General features: G+C 64.4%; 16 protein-coding genes. 14 read left to right on the forward strand and 2 right to left on the reverse strand.

Annotation, left to right across the window (positions count from 1 at the left end; genetic code table 11):
- Window positions 1–30: 30 nt before the first annotated feature.
- Entirely contained in the window at window positions 31–756 is a 726-nt protein-coding gene (locus A9D13_RS01065) for a winged helix-turn-helix transcriptional regulator (RefSeq protein WP_066768864.1), read from the reverse strand.
- Window positions 757–865: 109 nt separating this feature from the next.
- On the opposite strand from A9D13_RS01065, the gene A9D13_RS01070 reads away from it, so the two are divergent.
- Genes A9D13_RS01070 through A9D13_RS01090 form a run of 5 tightly spaced genes read left to right on the forward strand, consistent with a single transcriptional unit; the run spans window position 866 to window position 3351 of the window.
- Complete coding sequence (locus A9D13_RS01070; protein ID WP_066768870.1) at window positions 866–1306, forward strand: VOC family protein; 441 nt, start codon at window positions 866–868, stop codon at window positions 1304–1306.
- A gap of 14 nt (window positions 1307–1320) precedes the next feature.
- Entirely contained in the window at window positions 1321–2001 is a 681-nt protein-coding gene (locus tag A9D13_RS01075; protein ID WP_066768873.1) for a glutathione S-transferase family protein, read from the forward strand.
- On the forward strand, window positions 1998–2354 hold the full coding sequence (locus A9D13_RS01080) for a DUF1428 domain-containing protein (RefSeq protein WP_066768877.1): 357 nt from the start codon (window positions 1998–2000) through the stop codon (window positions 2352–2354). Before A9D13_RS01075 ends, A9D13_RS01080 begins: the two co-directional genes overlap by 4 nt.
- Before the next feature lie 25 nt (window positions 2355–2379).
- Entirely contained in the window at window positions 2380–2832 is a 453-nt protein-coding gene (locus tag A9D13_RS01085) for an SRPBCC domain-containing protein (protein WP_066768880.1), read from the forward strand.
- A gap of 9 nt (window positions 2833–2841) precedes the next feature.
- Window positions 2842–3351, forward strand: coding sequence for a GFA family protein (locus A9D13_RS01090; RefSeq protein ID WP_066768881.1), 510 nt, complete (start codon window positions 2842–2844; stop codon window positions 3349–3351).
- Here A9D13_RS01090 and A9D13_RS01095 read toward each other — a convergent pair.
- On the reverse strand, window positions 3326–3940 hold the full coding sequence (locus A9D13_RS01095) for a J domain-containing protein (protein WP_066768884.1): 615 nt from the start codon (window positions 3938–3940) through the stop codon (window positions 3326–3328). The genes A9D13_RS01090 and A9D13_RS01095 overlap by 26 nt on opposite strands.
- Before the next feature lie 30 nt (window positions 3941–3970).
- Between A9D13_RS01095 and A9D13_RS01100 the strand changes: the two genes are divergently transcribed.
- The 9 genes from A9D13_RS01100 (at window position 3971) to A9D13_RS01140 (ending at window position 12459) form a co-directional block, all read left to right on the forward strand.
- Window positions 3971–4285 carry a BolA family protein gene (locus A9D13_RS01100; RefSeq protein WP_172808064.1) on the forward strand — a complete coding sequence of 105 codons (315 nt, stop codon included), beginning with the start codon at window positions 3971–3973 and terminating at the stop codon, window positions 4283–4285.
- Window positions 4286–4289: 4 nt separating this feature from the next.
- A complete protein-coding gene (locus A9D13_RS01105; RefSeq protein WP_082922010.1) occupies window positions 4290–5216 on the forward strand; it encodes a pirin family protein in 927 nt (308 codons plus the stop codon).
- A 54-nt stretch (window positions 5217–5270) separates the two neighbouring features.
- A complete protein-coding gene (gene hisG / locus A9D13_RS01110; RefSeq protein WP_066768893.1) occupies window positions 5271–5948 on the forward strand; it encodes an ATP phosphoribosyltransferase in 678 nt (225 codons plus the stop codon).
- The gene (gene hisD / locus A9D13_RS01115; protein ID WP_066768896.1) at window positions 5948–7252 is read left to right on the forward strand and encodes a histidinol dehydrogenase; all 1305 of its coding nucleotides are present in this window, start codon (window positions 5948–5950) and stop codon (window positions 7250–7252) included. Before hisG ends, hisD begins: the two co-directional genes overlap by 1 nt.
- Complete coding sequence (locus tag A9D13_RS01120; protein WP_066768898.1) at window positions 7249–7773, forward strand: DUF1993 domain-containing protein; 525 nt, start codon at window positions 7249–7251, stop codon at window positions 7771–7773. Before hisD ends, A9D13_RS01120 begins: the two co-directional genes overlap by 4 nt.
- The gene (gene nusB, locus A9D13_RS01125; protein ID WP_066768903.1) at window positions 7770–8228 is read left to right on the forward strand and encodes a transcription antitermination factor NusB; all 459 of its coding nucleotides are present in this window, start codon (window positions 7770–7772) and stop codon (window positions 8226–8228) included. The genes A9D13_RS01120 and nusB overlap by 4 nt, the downstream gene beginning before the upstream one ends.
- Before the next feature lie 13 nt (window positions 8229–8241).
- Window positions 8242–9159, forward strand: coding sequence for a thiamine-phosphate kinase (thiL, locus tag A9D13_RS01130; RefSeq protein WP_066768906.1), 918 nt, complete (start codon window positions 8242–8244; stop codon window positions 9157–9159).
- 118 nt (window positions 9160–9277) lie between these two features.
- Entirely contained in the window at window positions 9278–11431 is a 2154-nt protein-coding gene (locus tag A9D13_RS01135) for a sodium-translocating pyrophosphatase (protein ID WP_066768907.1), read from the forward strand.
- 125 nt (window positions 11432–11556) lie between these two features.
- Window positions 11557–12459, forward strand: coding sequence for an acyl-CoA thioesterase (locus A9D13_RS01140; protein WP_066768909.1), 903 nt, complete (start codon window positions 11557–11559; stop codon window positions 12457–12459).
- Window positions 12460–12477: the final 18 nt, after the last annotated feature.

A 12477-nucleotide genomic window follows, 5' to 3' on the forward strand; every position in this document is an offset into this window, starting at 1 on the left:
CAACCGCGATTAAAACTATCCTACAAATGATCAGGTCCCAATCTTGGGCGGCAGGCTGAACAGCGCGGCGAAACGAAGCGCCGCAGCGCGATCCCCGATGATTTCCAGCCCGGTCATGGCCGTGACCTCGTCCGCGTCGCGCTTGCCATAGAACAAAGGCAGCATCGCGCCGGCGGTGTCCGCGCGGAAAACGGCTTGCGCTTCAGCCAGATCTTCGGCGCGGGCAATGGTGAGATCGCCATCCGCCAGCCGCGCGACAAAGCGGTCTTCGCCGAATTCGAAACCGATGACCGCGTTGCGCCCGCCAGCCGATGCCGGATCGATCATGGTCCTTAGCGACAGCATCGCCGATACCGCAGTCAGCGGCAGCGTCGGATCATGCAATGGCGAGCGCACCGACCAGCGGCCCAGCGCCTGCATCACGTCCTCCGCCTCCAGCCCCCATGGCGTTAATTCATAAACCTGCGCGGCGGCGGGCGGCGGCAGCTTACGGCGGATCAGCACGCCCAGTTCTTCCAGCCGCGCCAGACGCTCGGTCAGCACCTTGGCGCTGATGCCGGGCAATGCGGCGCGAATGTCGGAAAAGCGGCGCGGCCCCAACATCAATTCGCGCATGACATGCATCGACCAGCGCTCGCCCATCAATTCAAGGGCGAAACTGGCCGCGCAGGCATCGGGATACCAGCGGCCATGGGCCTCGATTCGCGCCTTGCCGCCGTCGCCCGAAACTGGATTACTTTCTTTCTGAAACTTCATAGTTGCTTTTTGTAACCTCGAGGCGCACGAATCGCAAGCAGAACGCGGGCTATGATTCGCAAGAAAACCGGCGGGGGACGCAGCCCGACGACCGCCTCGGAGAGCGCCGATGACAGTGAGCATTTTCGTGAACCTGCCCGTTGCCGATCTGGACCGGGCCGTCGCCTTCTACGAAGCGCTGGGGTTCGAGAAGAACCCGATGTTCTCCGACGAAACCGCTGCTTCGGTGAAACTCAATGACGCGATCAGCGTGATGCTGCTCACACATGCAAAATGGCAGGGCTTCACCACCCGCCCGATCTGCCCGCCCGGATCGAGCGAGGTCAGCCTTGCCCTTACCTGCCCAAGCCGCGATGCGGTCGACGCCATGGTCGAGGCCGGCGCAGCGCATGGCGGCAGCGCCGATGTGAACCCGCCCGAGGATCACGGCTTCATGTACCAGCGCACCATCCTCGACCCCTATGGCCATGTGTGGGAGCCGTTCTGGATGGACATGTCCGCCATCCCCGACACCACCCCCCGCAGTGCTGATGAAGGCCCGCAGGGCTGACGCAGGAGCCCCCGATGCCGATCGATCCCGGTGCCGAACTGAAAATCACCGCCTATAACTGGGTGCCACCCTTTGCCGTGGGGCTGGTGCGCGATCTGCGCGTGCGCTGGGCGGCGGAAGAGATGGGCCTGCCCTATCGCGAAAACCTTATCAGCGTGATGGCCAAACCTGATGGCTATGGCGCGCAGCAGCCCTTTTTACAGGTCCCCGCGATCCGCGACGGAAAGATCGCCATGTTCGAAAGCGGCGCGATCCTGCTCCACCTTGCCGAAAGGACGGGCAAGCTGCTGCCCGCTGCGGGCCAGGCGCGGGCCGATGTGCTGACGTGGCTGTTCGCCGCGCTTAACAGCGTGGAGCCGGCGCAGGACCCGATCACCGTGATCGATGGCTTTTACGCGCAGGAAGACTGGGCGAAGGCGCGCCGCCCCGCCGTGCTGAAAAACCTGAACCGCCGTTATGGCGAACTCGCCGCCGCGATTGGCGGGCGCGAATGGGTGGCGGGAGAATTCTCGATTGCCGACATCGCCATGGTCACGGTCCTCAGGACTTGTGACGCGCTGGGCCTGCTGGCGGGACATCCGGTGCTGGCAGCCTATGTCGCGCGCGCCACCGCCCGGCCAGCCTACCAACAGGCCCTGGCGGACCAGCTGGCAGGGTTCGACGATACCAATGCACCGAAAAGGGAGAATGGATGATGATCGTACAGGGTTTCGTGATCCCCGTACCCGAGGGCAAATATGACGCCTTTCTCAAGACGGCGGAAAGCTTCGATGCAAAGCTGATGGAATGGGGCGCTCTGGAAGTGGTGGAGTGCTGGGAAGACGATGTGCCCGAGGGCAAGCAGACCGATTTCCGCCGCGCAGTCGCTGCCGAGGCGGGCGAGAAGATCGTGTTTTCGTGGGTCATCTGGCCAGACAATGCGACCAAGGACGCCGCGCATGAAAAGATGATGACCGACCCGATCATGAAGGAGCTGGGCGAGATGCCATTCGACGGCAAGCGCATGATCTTCGGCGACTTCAAACCCATCGTCACGCTAGGGCGATAAGAGCCGGAGGCAAGGGAGAGAGGACATGCACGAGCTGACAATCAGCCGCCACATCAATGCCCCGCCTGAAAAAGTGTGGGACGTGCTGGCGAACCGGCAGGAGGAATTCTGGTGCCCCGCCCCGTGGCGCATCACCATGGTCGCGCAGGAACGCCGCCCCGGCGGGCGCAGCGCCATGGTCATGCACGGCCCCGATGGAGAGAAGATGCCGCAGGAAGGCGTGTTTCTGGAATGGGTGGAGGGCGAGCGTTTCACCGTGACCGATGCGGTCCGGATCGATCCCGATACGGGCCGTCCGGTCCCGGCAGATCCATTCATGGTGGGCACATGGGAAGTGGCTGCCGATGGCGACGGCACGCTTTACACCGCCAGCGCCCGGCATTGGAGCGAGGAGGCGATGAACAGTCACCGGGAAATGGGGTTTGAACAGGGCTGGGGCGCTGTGGCAGACCATCTCGCGCAAATATGCGAGGGATGAGGCGGATAGATGGCTGACGAAACACTCGCCGAAGGGGGCTGCGCCTGCGGTCATGTCCGCTACCGGATCGCCGCCCCACCTTTCGCCGTGCACTGCTGCCACTGCGCCTGCTGCCAGCGCGAAACCGGGAGCGCGTTCGCCCTCAACGGCCTGATCGAGAGCGAACATCTGTCACTGACGCGGGGCGAGGTCGAATTGATCGAAACCCCGTCGAACAGCGGCAAGGGCCAGCGCATCGCCCGCTGCCCCAAATGCCATGTCGCAGTGTGGAGCATCTATGGCGGCATGGGCGATCTTTGCAGCTTCGTGCGCACCGGCACGCTGGACGATCCGGGCGCCTTTCCGCCCGACATTCAAATCTTCACCCGCTCGAAACTGCCATGGGTCGTGCTGCCCGACGGTGCCGAAACCCGCGAAGCCTATTATTCGAGCCGGGATTACGACGATCTGTTCGGGCCGGACCGCGCCGAACGTTACCGGGCCTTACGCGAACTCACGCGAAACGCTGCGCCTTCCTGAGGTGCTGATAGGCGCCGACGACGCGCTGCAGCCGGTTTTCGTGGCTGCGGTCCCCGCCATTGCGGTCGGGATGATAGCGGCGCACCAGTTCGGAATAGCGGCGGCGCAGCGCGGGCCGGTCGGCGTCATAGCCAAGGCCCAGCGTGTCCAGCGCCTCCTTGTCCGCCCCTGACAGGCCGATGTCGCGGGCCTTCGCCTCGCGCTCCCAGCCCTGCCTTGCGCGGCTCTTGATGTTCCGCGCCCGTGCGCTGATCGCATCCAGCGGATCGTCGAAATCGGCCCAGCGCGGCATGCCGTCGATCCCGGCCGTGGCGGTAAAGGCATTGCGGCTTTTCGATCCGGCCGCGCTCCAGCCATAGGCGGGGGATTGCGCGTCGAGGATCTCGTCCGCGCTCATTCCTTCAAAGAAATCATAGCCCGCATTGAAGGCGCGCACATGGTCTAGGCAGAACCAGCGCCAGTCGCCCGGTCCGTCGAACCCCGAACCGCGACTGCCCGGCGCACGGAACTCGCCTGCTTCGCCGCAACCCGGCGCTTCGCATTCGCGCCCCTCATTCTCGAATCGTCCGTGGAACCTGTCTCGTTTCATTGCCCTTGAGATGATGGCAAGAGGCCCCAAATGGAACCCCCCGCTCAAACAGACAGGCTCATCATGTCCTCTTCCGGCCCCATCGAAACCGAGATCCGCACGCTTCTGACGCAGGCCTTCGCGCCCACCGCGCTGGATGTCAGCAATGACAGCGCCATGCATTCGGGCCACATGGGCGACGACGGCAGCGGGGAATCGCATTTCACCGTGACCATCGAATCCGCCGAATTCACCGGCAAGAACCGTCTTGCCCGCCAGCGCGCCGTGATCGCGGCGCTGGGCGATATTCCGGGCCAGCGGGTCCATGCGCTGGCCATCAAGGCCCGCGCCCCCGGGGAGGCATAGGGACATGAGCGAACTGACGCCCGAGAGCAGCATCATCCAGGCGGTCGATCCCGTCAGCCACGATCTTGGCGCGTTTGACGTGCGGCGCGCGGTGCCGCAACCCGGTTGCCGCATGGTCGGCCCCTTCGTCTTCATCGACCAGTTCGGCCCGGCGCAATACGACGTCGGCACCGGCATGGATGTGCGTCCGCATCCGCACATCGGCCTGTCGACCGTGACCTATCTGATCGAGGGCGCGATCGATCACAAGGATTCGCTGGGCAGCGACCAGACCATTCGTCCGGGTGCTGTGAACCTGATGACAGCGGGCAGCGGCATCGTTCATTCCGAACGCTCTCCGGCGAGCGAACGCCAAGTAGGCGGCAGGATCTATGGCACGCAGACATGGCTCGCCCTGCCCGAGGACAAGGAAGAGATCGCACCTGCATTCGAAAGCATTGGGGCTGCCGACCTGCCGGTGATCGAGGACACATGCGTTTCGGCCCGCGTCATCATGGGCAGCCTGTGGGGCAAGAGCGCGCCCACCACCTGTCATGCGCAGACGGTGAACGCGGATATCGCATTGGGCCCCGGCGGCGCGATCCCGATCGAGGCGGACGCCGACGAACGGGCGCTGATGCTGGTCGGCGGCGAAGCCAGTGTCGATGGCGAGGCGCTGGATCTTTATCGGCTTGCCATATTGCGTCCGGGCAAGGCGATGACCCTGCGTTCCGAAACCGGGGGCCGCGTGATCCTGATGGGGGGCGAGGCGATGACCCGCCGCCATGTGTGGTGGAACTTCGTTTCCTCCTCGCGCGACCGGCTCAACCAGGCCAAGGAAGACTGGCGCGCCTTTGAGAAAGATCGGTCCGGCCCGTTCGGGCAGGTTCCGGGCGATGCAGTGGAGTTCATTCCCCTGCCCGATGTGCCGAAAACGGTTAGCTACCCCTGAGAATCCCGCGGATGATTGCGCGAATCCGCACCAGCGCGTAGAGGCGCGCACATCATGTCAGAGACCCGGAACCAACCGCTCACCTTCGCCGTGCCCAAGGGGCGCATCCTCGACGAGGCGCTGCCGCTGATGGCGCGTGCCGGAATCGTTCCGGAAGCAGGGTTCCATGACAAGAAGAACCGCTCGCTCTCCTTCGCGTGCGAGGACACCTCGATCCGCATCATTCGCGTGCGCGCTTTCGACGTCGCCACCTTCGTCGCCCATGGCGCGGCGCAGGCGGGGATCGTGGGTTCGGACGTGATCGAGGAATTCGACTACCCCGATCTTTACGCGCCCGTGGATCTTGGCATCGGCCATTGCCGCCTGTCGATCGCAGAGCCGAAGGATGGCGTCGCCGAAGAGCAGCGGGGCACCAGCCACATGCGGGTCGCGACCAAATATCCCAACATCACCCGCCGCTGGTTCGAAGCGCGCGGCGTGCAGGCCGAATGCGTCAAGCTGAACGGCGCGATGGAACTGGCGCCCTCGCTGGGTCTGGCGGGGCGGATCGTCGATCTCGTCTCCACCGGCACGACCTTGCGCGAAAACGGGCTGGTCGAAACGGCAAGGCTGGTCGATGTGTCGGCCCGCCTCATCGTCAATCGCGCCGCGTTCAAGACCGATGCGACCCGCCTTGGCCCGCTGGTCGAGAAGTTCCGGGCACTAAGCACCGCCACGGCAGAGGCCGCCTGATGAAGCGGCTGAAGACCTCCGACCCCGATTTCGCCAAGGCTTTCGCCCGCATCGTCGCCGACCGGCGCGACGCGGACGATGATGTCAGCCGCGACGTTGCCCGCATACTTGCCAAGGTGAAGGCCGACGGCGACGACGCGCTGGCCGATTTCACCACCCGTTTCGACAAGTGGACGCCCGCCAGCGAAGCCGACTGGCGCATCGCTCCCGAGGCATGCGAGGCTGCGTTCAAGGCGCTGGACCCGACATTGCGTCAGGCGCTGGAAACCGCGGCGGAGCGGATCACCGCCTATCACCGCGAACAGCTTCCCGCCCGCCGCGACTATCGCGACGATCAGGGCGTGCGGCTGGGCGCGATCTGGCGGCCGGTCGATGCGGCGGGGCTCTATGTGCCGGGCGGACGCGCGGCCTATCCGTCATCGCTGCTGATGAACGCCATTCCGGCCAAGGTCGCGGGCGTCGAACGGCTCGTCATCGTCACCCCCACGCCCGGCGGTCAGGTCAATGACCTCGTGCTCGCCGCCGCGCATCTGGCTGGCGTGGACGAGATCTGGCGCGTCGGCGGGGCGCAGGCGATTGCCGCGCTCGCCTATGGCACCGAACGGATCAGGCCGGTCGATGTCGTCACCGGCCCCGGCAACGCATGGGTCGCCGAAGCCAAGCGCCAGCTTTACGGCACCGTCGGCATCGACATGGTCGCGGGGCCGAGCGAGATCCTCGTCATCGCGGACAAGGATAATCGCGCCCGCCACATCGCGGCGGATCTGTTGAGCCAGGCCGAGCATGACCCCGACGCGCAGTCGATCCTGATCACCGACGACAATGATTTCGCCGACCGCGTTGCCGACCGCGTCGGTATCGAACTGGCCATGCTGAAAACGCGCAAGGTCGCCGAAGCCAGCTGGAAGGATCACGGCGTCATCATCGAGGTCGAAAGCCTCGACGAGGCACCGGCCCTCGCCAATGCGCTGGCGGCAGAGCATGTCGAGCTGGCCGTCGCCAATCCCGAACCGCTGCTGGAATCGATCCGCCATGCGGGCAGCGTCTTCATCGGCCGCCACGCGCCCGAGGCCATCGGCGATTATGTCGCAGGCCCCAACCACGTGCTGCCCACCGGCCGCCGCGCGCGGTTTGCCAGCGGGCTTTCGGTGCTGGACTTCATGAAACGTACCAGCTTCATCGAGCTGGACGAAGCCGCGCTGGCCGCCATCGGACCTGCCGCCGTCGCGCTGGCAGAGGCCGAAGGGTTGCCGGCCCATGCCCGCTCCATCGCGGTCAGGCTGGAAGAGGGAGAAACGAAATGAGCATTTCGCTGCATCACGCGCTCGTCCCCACCTGGATCCAGATGCTGGAGGCGCTGGACGGCCTGATCGACAAGGCCGCCGGCCATTGCGCCGAGATTGGCATGGATGACGAAGGGCTGTGCAGCCAGAAGCTCGCGCCCGACATGTTCGATTTCGCCTATCAGGTGCAGTCGGCCACCAGCCATTCCATCGGCGCGATCGAGGGCGTGCGCGAGGGCGTGTATTCGCCCGACCTGAACGCGCCCCCGCGCAGCTTCGCCGAGATGAAGCAGGTGATCGCAGACACGCTATCGCAGCTGGAAGAGCTGGACCCGTCCGAACTCGACGGCTTCATCGGCAAGAAGATGGAATTCCGCTTCAAGGAATTCGTCATCCCCTTTGTGGCCGAGGAATTCCTGCTTTCCTTTTCCCAGCCCAATTTCTTTTTCCACGTGACCACCGCCTATGCGCTGCTGCGCGCCATGGGGGTGGAGATCGGCAAGCGCGACTATATGGGCGCGCTGAGGACCATGCCAATATGAACGCCAAAGCCAATTCCCGTTCGAAATCGCGCTCTGCCGCCCGCCTTGCCGCGGTGCAGGCGCTGTATCAGATCGACATGGAAAAAACCCCGCTCGCGCGGCTGCTCGACGAGTTTCACCAGCATCGTCTGGGCGCGGAGATCGAAGACGAGCAATATGCCGATGCCGAGGTCGCGTTTTTCGATGACATCGTAAAGGGCGTCGACGCCCGCCGCCAAGAAATCGACACGCTGATCTCGGGCCGTCTTGCCGAAGGCTGGACGCTGACCCGCCTCGACAAGACGATGGTGCAGATCCTGCGTACAGGCACTTATGAGCTGATCGGCCGCGCCGATGTGCCAAAGGCCGCGGTCATCACCGAATATGTCGATGTCGCCCACGCCTTTTTCGAAGCGCGCGAAGCGAAATTCGTGAACGGTATCCTGGACGCCATCGGCAAGGACGCGCGGGCCTGAAGCGAAGCGGCAGATGGATAGCGAAGACGGTTTCCTGTCCGCCCTGCGCGCATTGGCGCTGGATCCCGCCGCGCGCGGGCTGACCGACGATGCCGCCGTAATCAACACCGCGCCCGGCGCGCTGGTGCTGACGCATGACACGATGATCGAAGGGGTGCACTGGCTGGTTGGCCAGAACCCGGCCGATGTCGCGTGGAAACTGGTGGCGGTGAACCTTTCCGACCTTGCGGCAAAGGGCTGCAAGCCGGTCGGCATCATGCTGTCATACATGCTGGGCACGGCGGAATGGAACGCCAGCTTCGTGACCGGGCTGGGCGAGGCGCTTACCGCATTCGACGTGCCGCTGCTGGGCGGCGACACCGTCGCGGCCAAGGGGATGGACGCACCGCTGGTGCTGGGCATCACCGCACTGGGCGAACCGCTGCGCCGCCCGGTCCCTGCGCGAAAGGATGCATGCGTGGGCGAGGCGGTCTGGGTCACCGGCACCATCGGCGCGGCCCTCGCCGGATTCGAGGCGCTGCAATCGGGCAGCAAGGATTGCGGCGAGAGCATCGCCTATCGCCGACCCACGCCCCGCCTTGCCGAAGGGCGGGCGCTGGCGAAATGGGTGGGCGCGATGATGGACGTGTCCGACGGGCTGATGCTGGACGCATCGCGCATGGCCGATGCGAGCGATGTGACCATCGCGATCGAAACAGGCGCAGTGCCGATCACCCCTGCCCTCGCCCGCCGCAGGCGTGAGGCGATGAGTTGGGGCGATGATTACGAATTGCTCTTCACCCTGCCCGAAGGCAGCACACCCCCGGTGGAGGCGACGCGCATCGGCAAGGTCCAGCCGCGCGGGGGCCATCCGCTGCTGCTTGACGGCTCGCCGCCGCTTTCAGGTAGTGCATTGGGCTTTCGGCATAATGCCCGCGTGCCGGGCAAATAATTCACAGCCTTGTAACTTATGCCCGCGTGGTCGCTTGCGCCGCGCCATTTAGCGTGTAGCTTTCCCCTTATGTGACGCCGCGCAAAAGCGGCGCGCAAGACATAGGAGGGGATGCGAAGTGAATCATGTCACGATCGCGATAATACTCGGCCTCTTGGCCGTAGTGTACGGATTCGTCACCAGCAGACAGGTGCTGGGAGCACCCGCCGGCACCGAGAAGATGCAGGAAATCGCCGCCGCCATCCAGGAAGGCGCGCAGGCTTACCTTAAGCGTCAATATACGACCATCGCTGTCGTCGGCGTAATCGTCGCAGTCATCGTCGGCCTGTTCCTTGGCGGCATCAGCGCGACCGGCTTCGTTGTCGGCGCGGTACTGTCGGGCGTGGCGGGCTTTATCGGGATGAATATCTCGGTCCGTTCAAACGTTCGAACAGCGGCTGCAGCGCAAAAGGGACTGCAGGAAGGGCTGACACTGGCGTTCCGCGCGGGCGCGATTACCGGCATGCTGGTTGCAGGCCTCGCCCTGCTCGCGATCTCGGTATTCTACTGGTATCTCACTTCCGTGATGGGCAAGACCGTGGGCGGCGAGGACCGCACCGTGGTCGATGCGCTGGTCGCGCTGGCCTTCGGCGCGTCGCTGATCTCGATCTTCGCGCGTCTGGGCGGCGGCATCTTCACGAAAGCGGCAGACGTCGGCGCCGATCTTGTCGGCAAGGTCGAGGCTGGCATCCCCGAGGACGATCCGCGCAACCCTGCCGTCATCGCCGATAATGTCGGTGATAATGTCGGCGACTGCGCTGGCATGGCTGCCGACCTTTTCGAGACCTATGTCGTGACCGTGGGCGCAACCATGGTGCTCACCGCGCTGCTGCTGAAGGGCGCGGGCGACATGCTCGGCAGCCTGATGGTGCTGCCGCTGCTGATCGGCGGTGCGTGTATCCTGACCAGTATCGTCGGCACCTATTTCGTGCGGCTGGGTGGCGGGACCAACATCATGGGCGCCATGTACAAAGGCTTCCTTGTCACCGCCGTGCTGTCGATCCCGGCGATCTGGTTCATGATGCAGCTGGCTTTGGGCGACATGAACGCGGTCATCGGCGGCATGGTCATGAACGTCGATCCCGGCGCTCCGCTGGCCGAGGAAGGCATGGCAAGCCAAGTGGGTGGTTTCACCGGCTGGGCCTTGTTCTGGTGCGCGATGCTGGGGCTGGTCATCACCGGGCTCATCATCTGGATCACCGAATATTACACCGGCACCAATTATCGTCCGGTCAAGTCCATCGCAAAGGCATCGGAAACCGGCCACGGCACGAACGTGATCCAGGGCCTTGCCATCAGCCTGGAATCGACCGCGCTCCCTACGCTGGTAATCGTGGCGGGCATCGTCATCGCCTATCAGCTGGCGGGCCTGATCGGGATCGCCTATGCGGCGACCGCGATGCTGGCGCTGGCGGGCATGGTCGTAGCACTCGACGCCTATGGCCCCGTCACCGACAACGCGGGGGGCATTGCCGAAATGGCTGGCCTCGACGATGCCGTGCGGGAAAAGACCGATGCGCTGGACGCGGTGGGCAACACGACCAAGGCGGTGACCAAGGGCTATGCCATCGGTTCGGCAGGCCTTGCCGCGCTCGTGCTGTTCGCGGCCTATACCACTGACCTTGCCGAGTTCTTCCCGAACCTCGACGTCGATTTCAGCCTTGAGAACCCTTATGTAATCGTCGGCCTGCTGCTGGGGGCATTGCTCCCCTATCTGTTCGGGGCGATGGGCATGACGGCGGTGGGCCGCGCGGCGGGCGACGTGGTCAAGGACGTGCGCGACCAGTTTGCCGCCGATCCCGGCATCATGGCGGGCACGTCGCGCCCGAATTACGCGCGCACGGTCGATCTTGTCACCAAGGCCGCGATCAAGGAGATGATCGCGCCTTCGCTGCTGCCGGTGCTGGCGCCGGTGGTGGTCTATTTCGTGATCACTCTGGTCGCAGGGCCGCAGAACGGCTTTGCCGCGCTGGGCGCTTTGCTCCTTGGCGTGATCGTGGGCGGTCTGTTCGTGGCGCTTTCGATGACCAGCGGCGGCGGCGCGTGGGATAATGCCAAGAAATATATCGAGGACGGCAATCATGGCGGCAAGGGCAGCGAAGCCCATAAGGCCGCGGTGACGGGCGATACCGTCGGCGATCCCTACAAGGATACCGCCGGCCCAGCCGTCAACCCGATGATCAAGATTACCAATATCGTGGCCCTGCTGCTGCTGGCAGCACTCGCCGCTTAAGACCGCTTCCACACGGAGGCCTGACGCCCCCGCCAGCCGCAATTCCCGAGCGCGGCTGGCGGGGGCAATTCTTATCGCAGGTGCAACATTGACGGGACCCGGCTCCCACGCCATCTCGGACGGCAATGGAAAACGATGAACAACCCTTCCCCGAAGGCATGAGCGAGACCGAAAAGGTCGCGGAGCTAGTCAGACTGCTCACGCTGGAGCAACAGACCGAGAACCATTTTCTCGGCCAACGGAAGCTGGGCGGGATCGGTCGCATTTTCGGCGGGCAGGTGGTGGCGCAGGCACTGGCAGCGGCGCAACTCACAGTCGCGGATGATCGCCGTCCGCATTCGCTGCACGCCTATTTCCTGCGCGGCGGGAACGAGGATTATCGGATCGAATTTTCGGTAGAGCGCGATTTCGACGGCGGCAGCTTTTCAAACCGCCGGGTGATCGCGGCGCAGAACGGCGTGCCGATTCTCAATCTCATTGCCTCTTTTCACCGTCACGAAGACGGCTATGAACACGCCGCGCCCATGCCCGATGTTCCCGGCCCCGAAGATCTGGAGCGGGAGGACGAAGTGATCCGCCGCCTGACCGGCGACAAGGACGGCTTCAGCAATCTTCGGCGCAATCGCGGCTATGAGGTCCGCATTCCGGGCGATCGCTTTTTGTCGGGGCAGCTTTCGAACGCACCTGCATTCGTCTGGTTCAAGGTCATGGCGCCGCTCCCCGACGATCCGGCAATCCATCGCCTCGTCCTTACCTATCTCAGCGATTACGGTCTGCTGTCCGCCTCGCTTTTCCCGCACGATATTTCCCTGACGACATCCGCAAAGGTGCGCCCGGCGAGCCTTGATCACGCGATCTGGTTCCACTGCGATGCGCGCGCCGACGACTGGCTGCTTTATGCGCTTGATTCCCCGTGGGCCGGAAACGCGCGCGGGTTCAATCGCGGATCATTCTATACCCGCGATGGCAGGCTGGTCGCGTCGACCGCGCAGGAAGGGCTGATCCGCCCGATCAAGCCCAAAGGCTGATCGACACCATAAAAACGG

It is taken from the genome of Croceicoccus mobilis (assembly GCF_001661965.1).
GTDB lineage: Bacteria > Pseudomonadota > Alphaproteobacteria > Sphingomonadales > Sphingomonadaceae > Croceicoccus > Croceicoccus mobilis.